The sequence below is a fragment of the Pseudomonas sp. LPB0260 genome (assembly GCF_013388395.1).
The window spans coordinates 1,208,153-1,227,959 of record NZ_CP058247.1 but is presented as its reverse complement, the minus strand read 5'-3'; the positions used below and the strand labels follow the sequence as shown (position 1 = coordinate 1,227,959).

At 62.0% G+C, this 19,807-nt stretch carries 20 protein-coding genes; 3 read left to right on the top strand and 17 right to left on the bottom strand.

Going from position 1 to position 19,807, the window contains the following annotated elements; all coding sequences use genetic code 11:
• Window positions 1-67: 67 nt before the first annotated feature.
• From atpD to rpmH, 17 genes are all read right to left on the bottom strand, one after another.
• The gene (gene atpD, locus LPB260_RS05310) at window positions 68-1,444 is read right to left on the bottom strand and encodes a F0F1 ATP synthase subunit beta (RefSeq protein ID WP_208707666.1); all 1,377 of its coding nucleotides are present in this window, start codon (window positions 1,442-1,444) and stop codon (window positions 68-70) included.
• A gap of 30 nt (window positions 1,445-1,474) precedes the next feature.
• Window positions 1,475-2,335, bottom strand: coding sequence for a F0F1 ATP synthase subunit gamma (atpG, locus tag LPB260_RS05305; RefSeq protein WP_208707665.1), 861 nt, complete (start codon window positions 2,333-2,335; stop codon window positions 1,475-1,477).
• A 50-nt stretch (window positions 2,336-2,385) separates the two neighbouring features.
• Window positions 2,386-3,930: a F0F1 ATP synthase subunit alpha gene (atpA, locus tag LPB260_RS05300; RefSeq protein ID WP_208707664.1), complete on the bottom strand. Its 1,545-nt coding sequence runs from the start codon at window positions 3,928-3,930 to the stop codon at window positions 2,386-2,388.
• 21 nt (window positions 3,931-3,951) lie between these two features.
• Complete coding sequence (locus tag LPB260_RS05295) at window positions 3,952-4,488, bottom strand: F0F1 ATP synthase subunit delta (RefSeq protein WP_208707663.1); 537 nt, start codon at window positions 4,486-4,488, stop codon at window positions 3,952-3,954.
• A 14-nt stretch (window positions 4,489-4,502) separates the two neighbouring features.
• Window positions 4,503-4,973, bottom strand: coding sequence for a F0F1 ATP synthase subunit B (locus LPB260_RS05290; RefSeq protein WP_208707662.1), 471 nt, complete (start codon window positions 4,971-4,973; stop codon window positions 4,503-4,505).
• 56 nt (window positions 4,974-5,029) lie between these two features.
• Window positions 5,030-5,287, bottom strand: a complete 258-nt coding sequence (gene atpE / locus LPB260_RS05285; protein WP_003097235.1) for a F0F1 ATP synthase subunit C — start codon at window positions 5,285-5,287, stop codon at window positions 5,030-5,032.
• A gap of 157 nt (window positions 5,288-5,444) precedes the next feature.
• The gene (gene atpB, locus LPB260_RS05280; protein ID WP_208707661.1) at window positions 5,445-6,314 is read right to left on the bottom strand and encodes a F0F1 ATP synthase subunit A; all 870 of its coding nucleotides are present in this window, start codon (window positions 6,312-6,314) and stop codon (window positions 5,445-5,447) included.
• Window positions 6,315-6,330: 16 nt separating this feature from the next.
• Complete coding sequence (locus LPB260_RS05275) at window positions 6,331-6,738, bottom strand: F0F1 ATP synthase subunit I (protein ID WP_208707660.1); 408 nt, start codon at window positions 6,736-6,738, stop codon at window positions 6,331-6,333.
• 160 nt (window positions 6,739-6,898) lie between these two features.
• Window positions 6,899-7,771, bottom strand: a complete 873-nt coding sequence (locus LPB260_RS05270; RefSeq protein WP_208707659.1) for a ParB/RepB/Spo0J family partition protein — start codon at window positions 7,769-7,771, stop codon at window positions 6,899-6,901.
• Window positions 7,772-7,781: 10 nt separating this feature from the next.
• Entirely contained in the window at window positions 7,782-8,570 is a 789-nt protein-coding gene (locus tag LPB260_RS05265) for a ParA family protein (protein WP_208707658.1), read from the bottom strand.
• 12 nt (window positions 8,571-8,582) lie between these two features.
• Entirely contained in the window at window positions 8,583-9,230 is a 648-nt protein-coding gene (gene rsmG / locus LPB260_RS05260; protein ID WP_208707657.1) for a 16S rRNA (guanine(527)-N(7))-methyltransferase RsmG, read from the bottom strand.
• On the bottom strand, window positions 9,230-11,122 hold the full coding sequence (gene mnmG / locus LPB260_RS05255; protein ID WP_208707656.1) for a tRNA uridine-5-carboxymethylaminomethyl(34) synthesis enzyme MnmG: 1,893 nt from the start codon (window positions 11,120-11,122) through the stop codon (window positions 9,230-9,232). Before mnmG ends, rsmG begins: the two co-directional genes overlap by 1 nt.
• A 525-nt stretch (window positions 11,123-11,647) precedes the next feature.
• Window positions 11,648-13,015 (bottom strand): tRNA uridine-5-carboxymethylaminomethyl(34) synthesis GTPase MnmE, encoded by a 1,368-nt coding sequence (gene mnmE / locus LPB260_RS05250; protein WP_208707655.1) that lies wholly within the window; start codon window positions 13,013-13,015, stop codon window positions 11,648-11,650.
• A gap of 76 nt (window positions 13,016-13,091) precedes the next feature.
• Entirely contained in the window at window positions 13,092-14,765 is a 1,674-nt protein-coding gene (yidC, locus tag LPB260_RS05245; RefSeq protein ID WP_208707654.1) for a membrane protein insertase YidC, read from the bottom strand.
• Between the two features lie 2 nt (window positions 14,766-14,767).
• On the bottom strand, window positions 14,768-15,013 hold the full coding sequence (yidD, locus tag LPB260_RS05240; protein WP_208707653.1) for a membrane protein insertion efficiency factor YidD: 246 nt from the start codon (window positions 15,011-15,013) through the stop codon (window positions 14,768-14,770).
• A complete protein-coding gene (gene rnpA, locus LPB260_RS05235; protein WP_218281506.1) occupies window positions 15,006-15,410 on the bottom strand; it encodes a ribonuclease P protein component in 405 nt (134 codons plus the stop codon). Before rnpA ends, yidD begins: the two co-directional genes overlap by 8 nt.
• A 12-nt stretch (window positions 15,411-15,422) precedes the next feature.
• Window positions 15,423-15,557, bottom strand: coding sequence for a 50S ribosomal protein L34 (gene rpmH / locus LPB260_RS05230; RefSeq protein ID WP_002551315.1), 135 nt, complete (start codon window positions 15,555-15,557; stop codon window positions 15,423-15,425).
• 521 nt (window positions 15,558-16,078) lie between these two features.
• Between rpmH and dnaA the strand changes: the two genes are divergently transcribed.
• The 3 genes from dnaA to recF are packed head-to-tail and all read left to right on the top strand — an operon-like array spanning window position 16,079 to window position 19,807.
• Complete coding sequence (gene dnaA, locus LPB260_RS05225) at window positions 16,079-17,560, top strand: chromosomal replication initiator protein DnaA (protein ID WP_208707651.1); 1,482 nt, start codon at window positions 16,079-16,081, stop codon at window positions 17,558-17,560.
• 32 nt (window positions 17,561-17,592) lie between these two features.
• The gene (dnaN, locus tag LPB260_RS05220) at window positions 17,593-18,696 is read left to right on the top strand and encodes a DNA polymerase III subunit beta (RefSeq protein WP_208707650.1); all 1,104 of its coding nucleotides are present in this window, start codon (window positions 17,593-17,595) and stop codon (window positions 18,694-18,696) included.
• 7 nt (window positions 18,697-18,703) lie between these two features.
• Complete coding sequence (gene recF, locus LPB260_RS05215; protein WP_208707649.1) at window positions 18,704-19,807, top strand: DNA replication/repair protein RecF; 1,104 nt, start codon at window positions 18,704-18,706, stop codon at window positions 19,805-19,807.

The following is a 19,807-nucleotide window of genomic DNA, read 5'->3' as shown; positions in this document are numbered from 1 at the left end:
ACATTACAGGCTGTGGATAACACTTTATCCACAGCCTGATGCGCCCGTTGCCAGGCGCATGGGGTGATTACAGTTTCTTCGCTTTCTCGATGGCTTCTTCGATGCCGCCGACCATGTAGAACGCCTGCTCCGGCAGGTGGTCGTAGTCGCCTTTCAGGATACCGCTGAAACCAGCGATGGTGTCCTTCAGGGAAACGTACTTGCCTGGCGAGCCGGTGAAGACCTCCGCCACGAAGAACGGCTGGGACAGGAAGCGCTGGATCTTACGGGCGCGGGATACCAGTTGCTTATCCGCTTCGGACAGTTCGTCCATGCCGAGGATCGCGATGATGTCCTTCAGTTCCTTGTAACGCTGCAGCACGTACTGCACGCCGCGAGCGGTGTCGTAGTGCTCCTGGCCGATCACCAGCGGGTCGAGCTGACGGCTGGTGGAGTCCAGCGGATCGACGGCCGGGTAGATACCCAGCGAGGCGATGTCACGGGACAGTACCACGGTGGCGTCCAGGTGGGCGAAGGTGGTCGCCGGGCTCGGGTCGGTCAGGTCGTCCGCCGGTACGTATACCGCCTGGATCGAGGTGATCGAGCCCTTCTTGGTGGAGGTGATGCGCTCCTGCAGGACGCCCATTTCCTCGGCCAGGGTCGGCTGGTAACCCACCGCCGACGGCATACGGCCGAGCAGTGCGGATACTTCGGTACCGGCCAGGGTGTAACGGTAGATGTTGTCGACGAACAACAGTACGTCACGGCCTTCGTCACGGAACTTCTCGGCCATGGTCAGGCCAGTCAGTGCCACGCGCAGACGGTTGCCTGGCGGCTCGTTCATCTGACCGTAGACCAGGGCTACCTTGTCGAGAACGTTGGAATCCTTCATCTCGTGGTAGAAGTCGTTACCCTCACGAGTACGCTCACCCACACCGGCGAACACGGAATAACCGCTGTGCTCGATGGCGATGTTACGGATCAGTTCCATCATGTTTACGGTCTTGCCGACACCGGCACCACCGAACAGACCGACCTTACCACCCTTGGCGAACGGGCAAACCAGGTCGATAACCTTGATGCCGGTTTCCAGCAGCTCGTTGGAGCCTGCCTGCTCGGCATAGGAGGGCGCAGGGCGGTGGATTTCCCACTGCTCTTCTTCGCCGATCGGACCGGCTTCGTCGATCGGGTTGCCCAGCACGTCCATGATCCGGCCCAGGGTCGCTTTACCGACCGGTACGGAGATGGCCTTGCCAGTGCTGCCGACGTCCAGGCCACGCTTGAGGCCTTCGGTCGAACCCATCGCAATGGTACGTACCACGCCGTCGCCCAGCTGCTGCTGAACTTCCAGGGTGGTTTCAGCGCCGACTACTTTCAACGCTTCATAAACACTCGGCACCTGATCACGCGGGAATTCCACGTCGATAACGGCGCCGATGATTTGAACGATACGTCCGCTACTCATCTTTGGTTCCTCTGAATATTTGAACCGTTCTTAAACCGCGGCAGCGCCGCCGACGATTTCCGAAATCTCTTGGGTGATCGCTGCCTGACGCGCCTTGTTGTAGATCAGCTGCAAATCGCTGATCAGGTCACCGGCGTTGTCGGTGGCGTTCTTCATCGCGATCATCCGCGCAGCCTGCTCGGCCGCGTTGTTCTCGACCACCGCCTGGTACACCTGCGACTCCACGTAACGCACCATCAAGCCGTCCAGCAGCTCCTTGGCGTCGGGTTCGTACAGGTAGTCCCAGTGGTGCTTGAGTTCTTCATCCGGAGTCGCCACCAGCGGAATCAACTGTTCCACTGTCGGCTGTTGCGTCATGGTATTGATGAACTTGTTCGAGACCACGGACAAACGGTCGATGCGACCCTCGAGGTACGCATCGAGCATCACCTTGACGCTGCCGATCAGATCATTGATCGACGGTTCCTCGCCCAGGTGGCTGATCGCAGCGACTACGTTGCCACCAAAGTTGCGGAAGAAAGCCGCACCCTTGCTGCCAATCACGCAGAGATCGATCTCCACGCCGCGCTCGCGATTGCTCGCCATGTCCTTGACCAGAGCCTTGAACAGGTTGGTATTCAGGCCACCGCACAGACCCCGGTCCGAACTCACCACCACATAACCGACGCGCTTGATTTCGCGGTCGATCATGAACGGGTGACGGTATTCCGGGTTGGCGTTGGCCAGATGACCGATGACCTGGCGGATACGCTCCGCATAGGGACGGCTCGACGCCATGCGCTGTTGAGCCCTGCGCATTTTGCTGACCGCCACCTTTTCCATGGCGCTGGTGATCTTCTGCGTGCTTTTGATGCTCGCAATCTTGCTGCGAATCTCTTTTGCGCCTGCCATTTGACACCTATCGGGTTAGCAGGCGGGGGCCGCGAGGCCCCCGCTGCGGCTTACCAGGTTTGGGTGGCCTTGAACTTCTCGATACCGGCTTTGAGCTGGGCATCGATGTCGTCGTTGAAGTCACCCTTCTCGTTGATCTTCGCCAGCAGAGCGGCGTGATCCCGGTTGAAGTAAGCGATCAGGGCCTGCTCGAAAGCGCCGACTTTGGCGACTTCGATGTCCCGCAGGAAACCACGGTCGGCGGCATACAGCGACAGCGACATGTCAGCGATGGACATCGGCGCGTACTGCTTCTGCTTCATCAGCTCGGTGACGCGCTGACCATGCTCGAGCTGCTTGCGGGTGGCTTCGTCCAGGTCAGAAGCGAACTGGGCGAAGGCCGCCAGTTCACGGTACTGAGCCAGGGCGGTACGGATACCACCGGAGAGCTTCTTGATGATCTTGGTCTGGGCTGCACCACCGACGCGGGATACCGAGATACCGGCGTTGACGGCCGGACGGATACCCGAGTTGAACATGGCCGATTCCAGGAAGATCTGACCGTCGGTGATCGAGATCACGTTGGTCGGAACGAACGCGGAAACGTCGCCAGCCTGGGTTTCGATGATCGGCAGGGCGGTCAGGGAACCGGTCTTGCCTTTCACTTCGCCGTTGGTGAACTTCTCCACATACTCTTCGGAAACGCGTGAGGCGCGCTCCAGCAGACGGCTGTGGAGATAGAACACGTCACCCGGGTAGGCTTCACGGCCTGGCGGACGGCGCAGCAGCAGGGAGATCTGGCGGTAGGCCACGGCCTGCTTGGACAGATCGTCATACACGATCAGCGCGTCTTCGCCGCGGTCGCGGAAGTACTCGCCCATGGTGCAACCGGCGTACGGTGCGATGAACTGCAGTGCAGCGGATTCGGAAGCGGAGGCGGCCACCACGATGGTGTTGGCCAGGGCGCCGTTCTCTTCCAGCTTGCGTACCACGTTGGCGATGGTCGACTGCTTCTGACCGATGGCCACATAGACGCAGCGGATGCCGCTGTCTTTCTGGTTGATGATGGCGTCGACGGCCAGGGCGGTCTTACCGATCTGACGGTCACCGATGATCAGCTCACGCTGGCCACGGCCTACCGGGATCATGGCGTCAACCGACTTGTAACCGGTCTGCACCGGCTGGTCGACCGACTTACGCCAGATCACGCCCGGTGCAACCTTTTCAACCGCGTCGGTGGCGACGTTGTTGAGCGGGCCTTTGCCGTCGATCGGGTTGCCCAGGGCATCGACCACACGGCCCAGCAGTTCCGGACCAACCGGAACTTCCAGGATGCGACCGGTGCACTTGGCGCTCATGCCTTCGGCCAGGCTGGTGTAAGCACCCAGCACAACGGCACCGACGGAGTCCTGCTCCAGGTTCAGTGCCATGCCGAAGACGCCGCCCGGGAACTCGATCATTTCGCCGTACATCACATCGGCGAGACCGTGAATGCGCACGATGCCGTCGGAAACGCTGACGACGGTGCCTTCGTTGCGGGCTTGGGAAGAGACGTCGAGTTTCTCGATACGTCCCTTGATGATTTCACTAATTTCGGAAGGATTGAGTTGCTGCATAGCTCTGCTGCCCCTTCAAACTCAAGATTTCAATGCTTCGGCCAGCTTCGCGATCTTGCCGCGAACTGAGCCATCGATAACCAGGTCGCCGGCGCGAATGACGACACCACCGATCAGGGCGGCGTCCTCCGCGGCGTGCAGACGCACTTCTCGGCCGAGCCGTGCACTGAGAACCTTGGCGAGTTTGTCTTGCTGTTCATCGCTCAATGCGAAGGCACTGGTGACATCCACGTCAACCGTCTTCTCCTGCTCGGCCTTGTAAAGCTCGAACAGCTCGACGATCTCCGGCAACAGGGCCAGGCGATCGTTTTCGGCTAGGACGTGGATGAAATTGCGTACCTGGGCGTCGAACTTGTCACCACACACCTCGATAAAGGTGGTGGCCTTTTCTGTACTCGTCAGACGCGGGGCCTTGAGCACGCGCTGCAGGGTGTCGTCTTGCGACACTGCAGACGCCAGGCCGAGCATGGCTGACCAATTGGCCAGCTGCTGGTGGGCCTGGGCGTACTCGAAGGCAGCCTTAGCGTAAGGTCGGGCCAGCGTGGTCAGTTCTGCCATGATCGCGCCCTCGCTTAAATTTCGGCTGCCAGTTTGTTAACCAGCTCCGCATGCGCGTTTTGGTCGATGGATACGCTCAGGATTTTCTCGGCGCCGCTGACCGCCAGGCTGCCCACTTGGGCGCGCAAGGCGTCTTTGACACTGTTCAGTTCCTGTTCGATCTCGGCCTGAGCCTGAGCCTTCACGCGGTCAGCTTCGACACGAGCCTGTTCACGGGCTTCGTCGACAATCTGGGTACCGCGCTTCTTGGCCTGCTCGATGATCTCGGCTGCCTGGGTTTTCGCCTCGCGCAGTTGCTGGGCCACTTTTTCATGGGCCAACTCCAGGTCACGAGCCGCACGGCTGGCAGCGTCCAGGCCATCTGCAATCTTCTTCTGACGCTCCTGCAGAGCCGTAATGACCGGAGGCCATACGAACTTCATGCAGAACATCACGAAGATGAAGAAGGCAACGGCCTGGCCAATCAGGGTTGCATTAATGTTCACGCCAACACCTCGCTCGTTCGTTGTCCGGCAAACCAATCACTCGAATAGTCGAGTGATTAGCCAGCGATTTGACCAACGAAGGGGTTCGCGAAGGTGAAGAACAGTGCGATACCAACACCGATCATGGTCACGGCGTCGAGCAGACCGGCGACGATGAACATTTTCACTTGCAGCATCGGAACCATTTCCGGCTGACGCGCAGCGCCTTCCAGGAACTTGCCGCCCAGCAGGCCGAAGCCAATGGCGGTACCCAGGGCACCCAGGCCAATCAGCAGAGCAACAGCGATCGCGGTCAGACCAACTACAGTTTCCATTTTTCCTCCCGACTTTTATGTCGTATTGGTTAAGGTTTTCTAAGGTAGAGCGGTAAAGCTAAATCGTTTCCAGCTTGCCCTTGCGGGCTGCCACCGACATCACCGGCCCCTCGGCCGACTCCCGTTCAGGAACCGGCTGCAGGGTACGTAAGTGCTGTTAGTGGTTGTCTTCGTGCGCCATCGACAGGTAGACGATGGTCAGCATCATGAAGATGAACGCCTGCAGGGTGATGATCAGGATGTGGAACACCGCCCAGGCCCAGTTCAGGACGACGCCCAGGCCACTGAGCAGGAACAGGCCACTGCCGAACATCACGGCAATCAGGATGAAGATCAGTTCGCCGGCGTACATGTTGCCGAACAGACGCAAGGCCAGGGAAATCGGCTTGGCGATCAGGGTGACGAACTCGAGCAGGAAGTTCACCGGAATCAGCAGCGCCTGGACCAGCAGGTTCTTGCTGCCGAACGGGTGCAGGGTCAGCTCGCCGATAAAGCCGCCGATGCCCTTGACCTTGATGCTGTAGAAGACGATCAGGCCGAATACCGACAGGGCCATGCCCAGGGTGGCGTTCGGGTCGGTGGTCGGTACCACGCGGAAGAACAGGTGCGAATCACCGCTGATGGTCGCGGCCAGCAACGGCAGGAAGTCGACCGGTACCAGGTCCATCAGGTTCATCAGGAAGATCCAGACGAAGATGGTCAGGGCCAGCGGGGCGATCAGCGGGTTACGCCCGTGGAAGGTGTCCTTGACGCTGCCGTCGACGAACTCCACCAGCACTTCGACGAAGTTCTGCAGGCCGCCGGGCTGACCGCTGGTGGCGCGCTTGGCGGCCATGCGGAACAGCAGGATAAAGACCAGGCCCAATACGACGGACCAGCCCAGGGTATCCACGTGGAAGGCCCAGAAACCCATTTCTTTGGCTTCCTGTGCGGTGTGGGCAAAGCTCCAGCCGTTCACCGGGTGCTGACCGAAGGTCAGGTTTTGCAGGTGGTGCTGGATATAGCCCGAAGCGGTTTGTTCTGCCATGTTTGCCTCAAACGCCCTAAGGTCTAAAAAGTCTTATTTTCAACAGCAGGGGCGCGAACCAGTTGACCACCTGGGTCAGGAGGAACACGCCGAATACCGCCAGCGCTTCCAATGGCTTCACGCCTGCGAACGTCAGCGCAAACAGCACTGCCGTCAGAATCAATTTGCCCGCCTCACCGGCATAAAACGACCGGACGATGGCTTGAGCGGCCCGCGCCCCGGAAAACCGGAACGCCTTGTGGGCAAAATACAGGTTCGGCAGCCAGGCAATCAGGCCACCCAACAGCCCCGAGTAACCGGCCACCGGGCCACGCCATTGCCACAACACGGCAGCGGCGAGCGAAGCCACGACCAGTTGCGCCACCAGCACCGGGATTACCGGTAGACGATGGAAGGGCAGGCGATTCGGCGTGCGAGCATCCATCGTGTTCTGTTCCTGGAAGCGGACCTCTGGCGTCAGCGCCAAAACAATCAATGACTTGGCATACTTTGTGCCGACGAAATGCGCGCAGAGTATAGGGGTGGTTCCCCCCCATTCAACCTTCGGCAGTGATTTCCGACTACTCGTTACACCTGCAAATGTTTCAGCGAATGTGGGCCAGCACACCTTGCAACTCGTCCAGCGAGTTGTAACGGATAACCAGTTGCCCCTTGCCCTTCTGCCCATGCTTGATCTGCACCGGCGAGCCCAGGCGTTCAGCCAGACGCTGTTCGAGGCGGCTGATGTCCGGATCGGGCTTGACCTTCTCGACAGTTTTTTCCTGGGTGTTCAGCCACTGCCTGACCAGTGCCTCGGTCTGGCGCACGGTGAGTCCGCGTGCGACAACATGTCGCGCCCCGGCGACCTGCTGCTCGGCGGGCAGGCCCAGCAACGCACGGGCGTGGCCCATCTCCAGATCGCCGTGGGCGAGCAGGGTCTTGATCTCTTCCGGCAGGGCAATCAGGCGCAGCAGGTTGGTGATGGTTACGCGCGACTTGCCGACGGCTTCGGCCACCTGCTGCTGGGTCAGCTGGAACTCCTGCTGCAGTCGCTGCAGGGCGACGGCTTCCTCGATCGGGTTGAGGTCCTCGCGCTGGATGTTCTCGATCAGCGCCATGGCGATGGCGGCCTCGTCCGGCAGCTCGCGGACCATCGCCGGAATCCGCTCCAGCCCGGCCTGGTGGCAGGCGCGCCAGCGGCGTTCGCCGGCGACGATCTCGTAACGCCCGCCGTCGATCGGCCGCACCACGATCGGTTGCATCACCCCCTGGGCCTTGATCGACTGGGCCAGTTCCTCCAGGGCGGTGGGGTCCATGTCGCGACGCGGCTGGTACTTGCCGCGCTGGATCAGGTCCAGCGGCAGGTGCTGCAGCTCCTGGCTGTCGGCCCGGACGGCTTCCTCCTGCAAGGCGTTGACGCTGGTCCCCCCCAGCAGGGCGTCCAGGCCTCGTCCTAGCCCTCGTTTCTTGGCGGCCATGCGGAATTCCTTATGCGGTTGCGGTGTGGGCGCTGGCGCGCTGACGGCGAACCAGTTCGCCGGCCAAGGCCAGGTAGGCGATGGCTCCACGGGATTGCTTGTCGTATACCAGCGCCGGCATGCCGAAGCTCGGCGCTTCGGCCAGGCGCACATTGCGCGGGATCACGGTCTGGTACAGCTGGTCGGCGAAGTGATCCTTGAGCTGCGCCGAAACGTCGTTGGTCAGGCTGATGCGCGGGTCGTACATGGTGCGCAGCAGGCCTTCGATCTTCAGGCTCGGATTGAGCATCTGGGCGATGCGCTGGATGCTGTTGACCAGGTCGCTGAGCCCCTCCAGGGCGTAGTACTCGCATTGCATGGGGATGATCACCCCATCGGCGGCGACCAGGGCGTTGACCGTGAGCATGGACAGCGCCGGCGGACAGTCGATGAGGATGTAGTCGTAGTTCTCGCGGATCGGCGCCAGGGCGTAGCGCAGGCGACTCTCCTTCATCTTCATTTCGAGCAGCGCAACCTCGGCGGCGGTCAGGTCGCGGTTGGCCGGCAGCAGCTGGTAGCCGCCGTGTTCGGAGAGCTGCATGGCCTCGGCCACATCGCATTCGCCGATCAGCACGTCGTAGATCGAGTGCTCCAGACCGTGCTTGTCCACGCCGCTGCCCATGGTGGCGTTGCCCTGGGGATCGAGGTCGATCAGCAGCACGCGGCGCTTGGTCGCCACCAGCGAGGCGGCCAGATTGATGCAGGTGGTGGTCTTGCCCACGCCGCCTTTCTGGTTAGCGATTGCGAATACTTTAGCCATCTGCCGTTCCCCCTAGACCGAGCGCCGCAGTATCAACAGATGGCGCTGACCTTGGCAACCGGGAACCTTGAGCACCTCGGTGGCGGCGAGACGGAAGTCCTGCGGCAATGCCTGCAACTCGTCGTCCGGGTGCACGCCCTTCATCGCCAGCCAGCGGGTCTGCTCGTCGCCGAGGTGGCGGGTCCAGTTGGCGAAATCTTCCAAAGCGCTGAAGGCCCGAGAACAGATGCCGGCGAATGGCTGCTGCGGCCGGTAGGCCTCCACCCGGCTGTGGATAACTTCCAGATTGGCCAGCTTGAGCTCGAGCTTCACCTGGGTGAGGAAGCGGGTCTTCTTGCCATTGGAGTCGAGCAGGGTGAAGCGCCGCTCGGGAAACAAGATGGCCAGGGGAACGCCCGGCATGCCGCCGCCACTGCCGACGTCCAGCCAGCTGTCCCCGGCCTCGGCGACGAAGGGCACCACGCTGAGGCTGTCGAGCAGGTGACGCGAGACCATTTCATCGGGATCGCGCACGGCGGTGAGGTTGTAGGCCTTGTTCCACTTGATCAGCAGGGCCAGGTAGGCGAGCAGTTGCTCCTGCTGCGCCGCGGACAGTTCGACGCCTAGCTCGCGGGCGCCCTGGGCCAGTTCTTCGGCATGGCGATGGGTGACCACTTGCATCAGGCACTGTGCTCCAACTGGCGGCCGGCGTTGCGTTTCTTTAGGTGGATCAGCAGCAACGAGATCGCCGCCGGAGTCACCCCGGGGATCCGCGAAGCCTGACCGAGGGTCTGCGGCCGGGTCTCACCGAGCTTGTGCTGGATCTCCTTGGAGAGGCCGGAAATGCTCGAGTAGTCGATGTCGGCCGGCAGTTGCACGTCTTCGCTGGCGCGCAGCCGGGCGATCTCTTCCTGCTGACGGTCGATATAGCCGGCGTACTTGGTCTTGATCTCCACCTGCTCGGCGACCTGGGGATCTTCGGCGCCGCCGCCGGTCAGCTCGACCAGACCGGCGTAATCGATTTCCGGGCGGCTGAGCAGGTTGAGCAGGTTGTATTCGTGGCTCAGCGGGGTACCGAAGCGCGCGGCGATGGCCTCGCCCTGGGGGGTGTTCGGCCGCACCCAGGTGCTCTTCAGGCGCTGTTCTTCCCGGGCAATGCCTTCGCGCTTGGCATCGAAGGCGGCCCAGCGCTCGTCGTCGACCAGGCCAAGCTCACGGCCCTTGGCGGTCAGGCGCAGGTCGGCGTTGTCCTCGCGCAGGATCAGCCGGTACTCGGCGCGCGAGGTGAACATGCGGTAGGGCTCCTGGGTGCCCAGGGTGATCAGGTCGTCGACCAGCACGCCGAGGTAGGCCTCGTCGCGTCGTGGACACCAGCTGCCCTTGCCCTGGGCCCGTAGCGCGGCGTTGGCGCCGGCCAGCAGGCCCTGGGCACCGGCTTCTTCGTAGCCGGTGGTGCCGTTGATCTGGCCGGCGAAGAACAGTCCGCCGATCACCTTGGTCTCCAGGCTGTACTTGAGGTCGCGGGGATCGAAATAGTCGTACTCGATGGCGTAGCCAGGACGGACGATATGGGCGTTCTCCATGCCGCGGATGGAGCGCACCACTTGCAGCTGCACGTCGAACGGCAGCGAGGTGGAGATACCGTTGGGGTACAGCTCGTGGGTGGTCAGGCCCTCGGGCTCGATGAACACCTGGTGGCTGTCCTTGTCGGCGAAGCGGTGGATCTTGTCTTCGATCGACGGGCAGTAGCGCGGCCCGATGCCTTCGATCATGCCGGAGTACATCGGCGAGCGATCGAGGTTGGCGGCGATGATCTCGTGGGTGCGCGCATTGGTATGGGTGATCCAGCAACTGATCTGCCGCGGCTGCTGTTGCGCCTTGCCGAGGAAGGACATCAGCGGCGTCGGGGTATCGCCGGGCTGTTCAGTCATCACCGAGAAGTCCACGCTGCGGCCATCGATGCGCGGCGGGGTGCCGGTCTTCAGACGACCGACCCGCAGCGGCAATTCGCGCAAGCGTCGGGCCAGGGCGATCGAGGGTGGATCGCCGGCGCGGCCGCCGGAATAGTTCTGCATGCCGATGTGGATAAGTCCGCCGAGGAAGGTTCCGGTGGTCAAAACCACCGAATCGGCGAGAAAACGCAGGCCCATCTGGGTAACCACGCCCTTGACCTCATCCTGCTCGACAATGAGGTCGTCCGCCGCCTGTTGAAATATCCACAGGTTGGCCTGGTTTTCCAGCGTTTCGCGAATGGCCGCCTTGTACAGCACGCGGTCGGCCTGGGCACGGGTAGCGCGCACCGCCGGGCCCTTGCGGCTGTTGAGCACGCGAAACTGGATGCCACCGCGGTCGGTGGCTTGGGCCATGGCCCCGCCGAGGGCGTCGATTTCCTTGACTAGGTGGCTCTTGCCGATGCCGCCGATGGCCGGGTTGCAGCTCATCTGCCCGAGGGTTTCCACGTTGTGGGTCAGCAGCAGGGTTTTCACGCCCATGCGCGCGGCGGCCAGCGCCGCCTCGGTACCGGCATGGCCGCCGCCGATGACTATCACCTGAAAACGGGAAGGGAAATCCACCACGCACCTCGTGCCTGTTGAGAATTTGGGGGGCTTTTGGGTCGAAAAGCTGGAAAGCCGGCAAGTATAGGCAGTTAGCCGGGCTGAAAGAAGCCTTTTGCACAAAAAATAGCCAACCCGGAGGGGGAGAGGAATCGGGTCGGTTAATAAAGAATATATGAATGAATTTTTATAAAGCTTTGTTTTTATGTTTATTACTTATGAAGAGCTTTTCTGTGGATAGATGGCGCCAGGCCTAGTCGCACGCTGTATTGAGCGATGTATAAGACTGTGCCATTCCGGTCAGCAGGCGGTGGGAGAGCTGGGCTCAACCTGTGGATCAAAGTGTCAGTTATGCACAGGCGGGTTTATCCTCAGTTTTGTGACCGGGTTATCGACCGGGCTCAAGGGCAGTTTTCCACAGGGCTTAGGTGGCCTGTGGATTACCGTTTCGGCGACTCGCGCGCAGGCAAAAGCCCTGCGACGCAAAAGCGCCGCAGTGGGGAAATGGATTGGATGGTGACGCCTGGCGAAGCGCTGGGGGCGCTATTTGCCGATGCAGAAGCTGGAGAAGATCCGTCCGAGCAGCTCGTCCGAACTGAAGGCCCCGGTGATCTCGCCAAGGGCGTGCTGAGCCTGGCGCAGGTCTTCGGCCAGCAGTTCCCCGGCCCCGGCCAGGGTCAGTTGGGCGTGGCCGTGATCGAGACTGGCGGCGGCCTGACGCAGGGCCTCGAGGTGGCGGCGGCGGGCACTGAAGCCGCTCTCTGCGGTCTGCTCATAGCCCATGCAGGCCTTCAGGTGGTCGCGTAGCAGTTCCAGGCCGGTACCGGACTTGGCCGACAGGCTGAGGGTCACATGGCCGTCGTCGCAGACGTCCAGCGCCACCGGTTCGCCAGACAGGTCGGCCTTGTTGCGGATCAGGGTGACCCTGGCCGGATCCGGGCGGCGCTCGAGAAACTCCGGCCAGAGGGCGAAGGGGTCGGCAGCCTCCGGTGCCGTGGCATCGACCATCAGCAGTATCCGGTCGGCCTCGGCTATGGCCTTCAGCGCGCGCTCCACGCCGATCCGTTCGACCTGGTCCTCGGTATCCCGCAGGCCGGCGGTATCGACCACGTGCAGGGGCATGCCGTCGATGTGGATGTGTTCGCGCAGCACGTCGCGGGTGGTGCCGGCGATCTCGGTGACGATGGCCGCCTCGCGGCCGGCCAGGGCGTTGAGCAGGCTCGACTTGCCGGCGTTGGGCCGGCCGGCGATCACCACTGTCATGCCGTCGCGCAGCAACGCACCCTGACCGGCCTCGCGCAGTACTGTGGATAAGTCTTCGCGCACGCCCTGCAACAGCGCCAGGACATGACCGTCAGCGAGGAAGTCGATTTCCTCCTCGGGGAAGTCGATGGCGGCCTCGACATAGATGCGCAGCTGGATCAGGCGTTCGGTGAGGGCGTGGATGCGCCGGGAGAACTCCCCTTGCAGCGAGCGCAGGGCGTTGCGCGCGGCCTGTTCGGAGCTGGCCTCGATCAGGTCGGCGATGGCCTCGGCCTGGGCCAGGTCGAGTTTGTCGTTGAGGAAGGCCCGTTCGCTGAACTCGCCTGGCCGCGCCAGGCGCGCGCCGAGTTCCAGGCAGCGACGCAGCAGCAGGTCCAGCACCACGGGCCCGCCATGTCCCTGCAGTTCGAGTACATCCTCACCAGTAAAGGAGTTCGGGCCCGGAAAGTACAGCGCCAGGCCTTCGTCGATCAGTTGCTCGGGGCCGGCGTAGAACGCGCCGTAGTGGGCATAGCGCGGCTGCAGCTGGCGTTGGCAGATGGTCAGGGCGATCTGCTCCGCCAGCGGGCCGGAGACGCGCACGATGCCGACTCCGCCCCGTCCTTGAGCGGTGGCGACGGCGGCAATGGTTTCACGGGCTGTTTGCATGCTGGACTCCGAATGCTGGATAGCAAGACGCCCCACTGCGGGGGCGTCTTGTTTAGCGCTCAGAAGCTGGGGCGGGTCAGGCGGCAGCGGCCTTGCTCGCGGCTTCGATCTTGCGGGTAATGTACCACTGCTGGCCGATCGACAGGACGTTGTTGACCACCCAGTACAGCACCAGACCGGCGGGGAACCAGAGGAAGAAGAAGGTGAAGATGATCGGCATCATCTTCATCACCCTGGCCTGCATCGGATCCGGCGGCGTCGGGTTGAGCTGCTGCTGGATGAACATGGTGGCGCCCATGATGATCGGCAGGATGAAGAAGGGGTCCTTGATCGACAGGTCGGTGATCCAGAGCATCCAAGGGGCCTGGCGCATTTCCACGCTTTCCAGGAGCACCCAGTAGAGGGCCAGGAACACCGGCATCTGCACCAGGATCGGCAGGCAGCCGCCCAGCGGATTGATCTTTTCCTTCTTGTACAGCTCCATCATCGCCTGGGACATCTTCTGGCGGTCGTCGCCAAACTGCTCCTTCAGCGCCTGCAGCTTGGGCGATACCGCACGCATGCGCGCCATCGACTTGTAGCTGGCGGCCGACAGCGGGAAGAACGCCAGCTTGATGATGATGGTCAGGACGATGATCGACCAGCCCCAGTTGCCCAGCAGGTCGTGGATATGGCCGAGCAGCCAGAAGATCGGTTTGGCGAGGAACCAGAGGATGCCGTAGTCGACGGTCAGGTCCAGGCCCGGCGACAACGCCTCGAGGTTTTCCTGGGTCTTCGGGCCGGCGTAGAGGATCGCGCTGGTCTCGGCACTGGCGCCTGCCGGGACGTTCAACGCCGGGCCGGTGAAGCCGATGATGTAGTTACCCTGGCTGTCCTTGCGGGTCTGCACCAGGTTGGTGCTGTCCTTCGCCGGGACCCAGGCGGTGACGAAATAGTGCTGCAGCCAGGCGATCCAGCCGCCGGTCACCGTTTCGCGCAGGTTCTTGTCGTCCATGTCGCCCGTCGACACCTTGGTGTAGGGCTTTTCCTTGGTCCAGAGCGCGGCACCCAGGTAGGTGGCGGTGCCGGTAGCGGTGCTCGAGGATGGGTCACCGCTGTCGTCGCGCTTGAGCTGGGCGAACAGGTTGCCGGTCCAGGCCTGGGCACTCTGGTTATCGATCAGATAGCTGACGTTCAGGTCGTACTGGCCGCGTTCAAAGGTGAAGCGCTTGGTGTAGTTGACCCCGGCTTCGCTGAACTGCAGTTCTACGACCAGCTGGTCCTGATCCTCCGCCATGCGGTACTCGCGCTGCTCGCTGTTGTACAGCGGTCGGCCGCTGGCGCGCGCATCGGGGCCGTTGGCGCCGGTCAGGCCGCTCTGGGCCAGGTACAGGCGCTCGCCGCCGTTGTCGAACAGCTGAAACGGGACATCCGGGCGATCCTGGCGACGCGGGTACTGCAGCAGATGCAGCTGCACCACGTCACCGCCGCGCGGGTCGATGGACAGGTCCAGCACGTCGGTCTTGACCCGGATCAGCTCTTCGCTGACCGGGCTGCTGATCACGCTCGGTTCGCTGACCTCGGTGCCAGCCGTCGGCACGTCGTCACTGCTGGTGGCCGCAGCCGTTTCCGGCAGGCCCGGTACGCTGCTGCTGGATGTGGCGGTCTGAGTCGGCAGGGCAGCTTGGCCGTAGTCCTGGTTCCACTGGAGAACCATCACATAGGACACGATTGCCAGGGCGACGATCAGGATCGTGCGTTGAATATCCATGATTATTCGGCCATCGAAGAGGAACGGGAGGTATTCGAGAGGGGTACCGGGTCGTAGCCACCGGGATTCCACGGGTGACAGCGACCGAGCCGACGCAGGGTCAGCCAGCCACCACGCAGAAGACCATGATGCTCGATGGCTTCCTGCGCGTAGCAAGAACAGCTGGGATAGAAACGACAGTGGTTGGCCATCAGCGGGCTAATGGCGTAGCGGTAGAACTGGATTGAAGCTAAAGCCAGTTTACGCATGGGGACCGTCGTTCACCCCGGGTTGGGCATTGGCCTGCTGGCCGGGCTGGTTGCGTGCCAGACGCTTCCAGAGCTTGCCGAACTGTTGAGCCAGTTCGGCATTCTGCAGATCGCCCAAGCCTTTACGCGCAACCACCACGATGTCCCAGCCTGCCAGGTTGTCCTGGTTGAGGCGGAACGATTCGCGGATCTGGCGTTTCAGGCGATTGCGCTCAACCGCGAGCTTGACGCTCTTCTTGCCGATCACCAGACCCAGACGGGGATGATCGAGCTCGTTGTTGCGCGCGAGCAGCAGGACATTTCTGCCCGGAGCCTTGCCGCTGGGGGAGTCGAAGACTGCCTTGAACTGGCGGGGAGTTAGCAGACGCTTTTCCCGACCGAAGCCTCGACTCACCACAAGACAGAATGCTTAGACGGCCAGACGCTTGCGGCCTTTGGCGCGACGACGCGACAGGACTGCGCGACCGTTCTTGGTGGCCATACGGGCACGGAAGCCGTGGGTGCGAGCGCGCTTGATGGTGCTGGGTTGGAAAGTGCGTTTCATGGTGCGGTACCTGGTGGTCGTCGACGGGCCGGAATGGCCCCGGTTTTAAGAGACCGGCGATTGTAGAGAAAGCCGGGGGCAGGTCAATTTCCAACCAGGCTTTCTTCCGATCAGAAGAAATATAAAGAAGAGAATATTTAAAGATGTTTAGAAGTGTTTGTAATGATTAGGACACCCGTCATCTGTGGATAAGCGCTTCTAAGCCCCTGGATTAGCGGGCTTCGCGCTGGAGTAAGTCTGTCAGAAAACGGTGCTGGGCCTGTGCGGTTGGCGCGGATAAGCTGGGGATGAAATGTCTGGTTATCCACAGACGATTTATACCATGGGTTATCCCTGGGGTTGTCCGCTGGTTTCCGTGGCGGTTATCCACAGACTTCAGGGGCGTGATTGACTTTTTCAGGAATGGGCGCAAGCGCCTGATTTGGTTGGATGACGCGACGCTTTCATGTGGATAACTCGTGCTCCGGCGGCTACAATGGCGGCTGTTTTTGCCTCACCGCCTTACGACTTAGGGGATATCCGTGTCCGTGGAACTTTGGCAGCAGTGCGTGGAGCTTCTGCGCGATGAACTGCCTGCTCAGCAATTCAACACCTGGATCCGTCCACTGCAGGTCGAAGCCGAAGGCGACGAGCTTCGTGTCTATGCGCCGAACCGTTTCGTGCTCGATTGGGTCAATGAGAAGTACCTGGGCCGTCTGCTCGAGCTGTTGGCAGAACGGACCAACGGCCTGGTGCCGGCGCTTTCCTTATTAATAGGTAGCAAGCGCTCCGCGGCTCCACGAGTTGCGGCGGGCGGCGCCAGCATTCGGCAGCCAGCCAGCGCAGTGGCGGCCAGCCCTGTGCCGGTCAATCCGCCGCCGGTCAATCCTGCGGCAGTCGAGCCGCCGTCGCGGGCGAAGTTCGATAGCATGGCGCAGTCCACGGCGGTCCAGCAGCCGGTACGCAGCGAGCGCACGGTGCAGGTCGAGGGGGCGCTCAAGCACACCAGCTACCTGAACCGCACCTTCACCTTCGACAACTTCGTCGAGGGCAAATCCAACCAGCTGGCCCGAGCGGCTGCCTGGCAGGTTGCCGATAATCCCAAGCACGGCTACAACCCGTTGTTCCTCTACGGTGGCGTGGGCTTGGGCAAGACCCACCTGATGCACGCCGTGGGCAACCACCTGCTGGCCAAGAATCCCAATGCCAAGGTGGTCTACTTGCACTCGGAGCGCTTCGTCGCCGACATGGTCAAGGCGTTGCAGCTCAATGCGATCAACGAGTTCAAGCGCTTCTACCGTTCGGTGGATGCCCTGCTGATCGATGACATCCAGTTCTTCGCCAAGAAGGAGCGCTCCCAGGAGGAGTTCTTTCATACCTTCAATGCGCTGCTCGAAGGCGGCCAGCAGGTGATCCTCACCAGCGATCGCTACCCGAAGGAGATCGAAGGGCTCGAGGAGCGTTTGAAGTCGCGCTTCGGCTGGGGCCTGACCGTGGCGGTCGAGCCGCCCGAACTGGAAACCCGGGTGGCCATCCTGATGAAGAAGGCCGACCAGGCCAAGGTCGACCTGCCGCATGACGCCGCGTTCTTCATCGCCCAGCGCATCCGTTCCAACGTGCGCGAACTGGAAGGGGCGCTGAAGCGGGTGATCGCCCATTCCCACTTCATGGGCCGCGACATCACCATTGAGCTGATCCGTGAGTCGCTGAAGGATCTGCTGGCCCTGCAGGACAAGCTGGTCAGCATCGACAACATCCAGCGCACGGTGGCCGAGTACTACAAGATCAAGATTTCCGACCTGCTGTCCAAGCGCCGCTCGCGTTCGGTGGCACGGCCACGGCAGGTGGCCATGGCGCTGTCGAAGGAGCTGACCAACCACAGCCTGCCGGAGATCGGCGATGCCTTCGGCGGCCGCGATCACACCACGGTATTGCACGCATGCCGTAAGATTGCTGAACTTAGGGAATCCGACGCGGACATCCGCGAGGACTACAAGAATCTGCTGCGTACACTGACCACTTAATTACGCATTTCCACTAGGCAAGGGACTAGACCATGCATTTCACCATTCAACGAGAAGCCCTGTTGAAACCGCTGCAACTGGTCGCCGGCGTCGTGGAACGTCGCCAGACCTTGCCGGTATTGTCCAACGTGTTGCTGGTCGTCGAAGGCCAGCAGCTGTCGCTGACCGGCACCGACCTGGAAGTCGAACTGGTCGGACGGGTCACCCTCGAAGATGCCGCCGAACCGGGCGAGATCACCGTGCCGGCGCGCAAGCTGATGGATATCTGCAAGAGCCTGCCGAGCGATGCGTTGATCGACATTCGCGTCGACGAGCAGAAGCTGCTGGTCAAGGCTGGCCGCAGCCGGTTCACCCTGTCCACCCTGCCGGCCAACGATTTCCCCACGGTCGAGGAAGGTCCGGGTTCGCTGACCTTCAGCCTGGTGCAGAGCAAGCTGCGCCGCCTGATCGAGCGGACCAGCTTCGCCATGGCCCAGCAGGACGTGCGCTATTACCTTAACGGCATGCTCCTGGAGGTGCAGAGCGGCGTGCTGCGCGCGGTGGCAACCGACGGTCATCGTCTGGCGATGTGCTCTATGGAGGCGGCGATCGAGCAGGTCGAGCGTCACCAGGTCATCGTGCCGCGCAAGGGCATCCTAGAGCTGGCGCGCCTGCTCACCGAGCAGGATGGTAGCGTCAGCGTGGTGCTCGGGCAGAACCATATCCGCGCCACCACCGGCGAGTTCACGTTCACCTCCAAGCTGGTAGACGGCAAGTTCCCGGACTACGAGCGCGTGTTGCCGCGCGGCGGTGACAAGCTGGTGGTGGCCGACCGTCAGGGGCTGCGTGAAGCCTTCAGCCGCACCGCGATTCTGTCCAACGAGAAGTACCGGGGCATCCGTCTGCAGCTGGCGGCGGGCCTGCTGAAGATTCAGGCCAACAACCCGGAGCAGGAAGAGGCCGAGGAGGAGATTGCCGTCGACTATAACGGCAGCGCCCTGGAGATCGGCTTCAACGTCAGCTATCTGCTGGACGTGCTCGGCGTGATGACCACCGAGCAGGTGCGCCTGATTCTCTCCGATGCCAACAGCAGTGCGTTGGTTCAGGAGGCAGACAACGACGATTCCTCCTACGTCGTGATGCCGATGCGCCTGTAACCCTTAAATGTCCCTGACCCGCGTCACGGTCACCGCGGTGCGCAACCTGCACCCGGTGACCCTCTCCCCCTCCCCTCGCATCAATATCCTTCACGGCGCCAACGGCAGCGGCAAGACCAGCTTGCTCGAGGCCATTCATCTGCTGGGCCTGGCCCGTTCCTTTCGCAGCAATCGGCTGCTGCCGCTGATCCAGTACGAGCAACCAACCTGCACCGTGTTCGGCCAGGTCCAGCAGGCTGATGGCCGGTTGTGCAACCTGGGCGTGTCCCGTGATCGTCAGGGTGAGCTGCAGATACGCATCGACGGCGAGAGTGCCCGCAGCGCCGCGCAACTGGCCGATGCGCTGCCGCTGCAGCTGATTAATCCGGACAGTTTTCGCTTGCTGGAGGGGGCGCCCAAGGTTCGTCGACAGTTTCTCGATTGGGGGGTGTTCCACGTGGAACCTCGCTTCCTTGGAGCCTGGCAGAGGCTGCAGAAGGCCCTGCGGCAGCGGAACTCATGGCTGCGGCATGGTACACTTGACGCCGCTTCGCAGGCGGCCTGGGACCGCGAACTGTGCCTGGCCAGCGACGAGATCGACGGCTATAGGCGTGCCTATATTCAACTGCTCAAGCCGGTGTTCGAGGGCGTGTTGAGTGAGTTGGTCGAGCTACAAGGACTGACACTCAGCTACTACCGGGGCTGGGACAAGGAGCGTGAGCTGAGTCAGGTACTGGCCACTTCGCTGCCCCGCGATCAGCAGATCGGGCATACGCAATCCGGCCCGCAGCGCGCCGATCTCAGGTTGCGGCTGGGCGCCCATAACGCCGCGGATATCTTGTCCCGTGGCCAGCAGAAGTTGGTTGTCTGTGCCCTGCGCATTGCCCAGGGGCATTTGGTTGATCAGGCCAAGCGCGGCCAGTGCATCTATCTGGTGGATGACTTGCCGTCAGAACTGGACGAGCAGCACCGTCGCGCGCTTTGCCGTTTATTGGAAGATTTGCACTGCCAGGTGTTTATCACCTGTGTAGACCATGAATTGTTGAGGGAAGGCTGGCGCACGGATACGCCGGTTGCCATGTTCCACGTGGAACATGGCGGCATCACCCAGACCCACGACCACCGGGAGTGA

Bases quoted from the DNA above. Each gene is read 5' to 3' on its own strand.
- atpD (WP_208707666.1), bottom strand. From the start codon at position 1,444: ATGAGTAGCGGACGTATCGTTCAAATCATCGGCGCCGTTATCGACGTG.
- atpG (WP_208707665.1), bottom strand. From the start codon at position 2,335: ATGGCAGGCGCAAAAGAGATTCGCAGCAAGATTGCGAGCATCAAAAGC.
- atpA (WP_208707664.1), bottom strand. From the start codon at position 3,930: ATGCAGCAACTCAATCCTTCCGAAATTAGTGAAATCATCAAGGGACGT.
- LPB260_RS05295 (WP_208707663.1), bottom strand. From the start codon at position 4,488: ATGGCAGAACTGACCACGCTGGCCCGACCTTACGCTAAGGCTGCCTTC.
- atpE (WP_003097235.1), bottom strand. From the start codon at position 5,287: ATGGAAACTGTAGTTGGTCTGACCGCGATCGCTGTTGCTCTGCTGATT.
- atpB (WP_208707661.1), bottom strand. From the start codon at position 6,314: ATGGCAGAACAAACCGCTTCGGGCTATATCCAGCACCACCTGCAAAAC.
- LPB260_RS05275 (WP_208707660.1), bottom strand. From the start codon at position 6,738: ATGGATGCTCGCACGCCGAATCGCCTGCCCTTCCATCGTCTACCGGTA.
- LPB260_RS05270 (WP_208707659.1), bottom strand. From the start codon at position 7,771: ATGGCCGCCAAGAAACGAGGGCTAGGACGAGGCCTGGACGCCCTGCTG.
- LPB260_RS05265 (WP_208707658.1), bottom strand. From the start codon at position 8,570: ATGGCTAAAGTATTCGCAATCGCTAACCAGAAAGGCGGCGTGGGCAAG.
- rsmG (WP_208707657.1), bottom strand. From the start codon at position 9,230: ATGCAAGTGGTCACCCATCGCCATGCCGAAGAACTGGCCCAGGGCGCC.
- mnmE (WP_208707655.1), bottom strand. From the start codon at position 13,015: ATGCAAACAGCCCGTGAAACCATTGCCGCCGTCGCCACCGCTCAAGGA.
- yidC (WP_208707654.1), bottom strand. From the start codon at position 14,765: ATGGATATTCAACGCACGATCCTGATCGTCGCCCTGGCAATCGTGTCC.
- yidD (WP_208707653.1), bottom strand. From the start codon at position 15,013: ATGCGTAAACTGGCTTTAGCTTCAATCCAGTTCTACCGCTACGCCATT.
- rpmH (WP_002551315.1), bottom strand. From the start codon at position 15,557: ATGAAACGCACTTTCCAACCCAGCACCATCAAGCGCGCTCGCACCCAC.
- dnaN (WP_208707650.1), top strand. From the start codon at position 17,593: ATGCATTTCACCATTCAACGAGAAGCCCTGTTGAAACCGCTGCAACTG.
- recF (WP_208707649.1), top strand. From the start codon at position 18,704: ATGTCCCTGACCCGCGTCACGGTCACCGCGGTGCGCAACCTGCACCCG.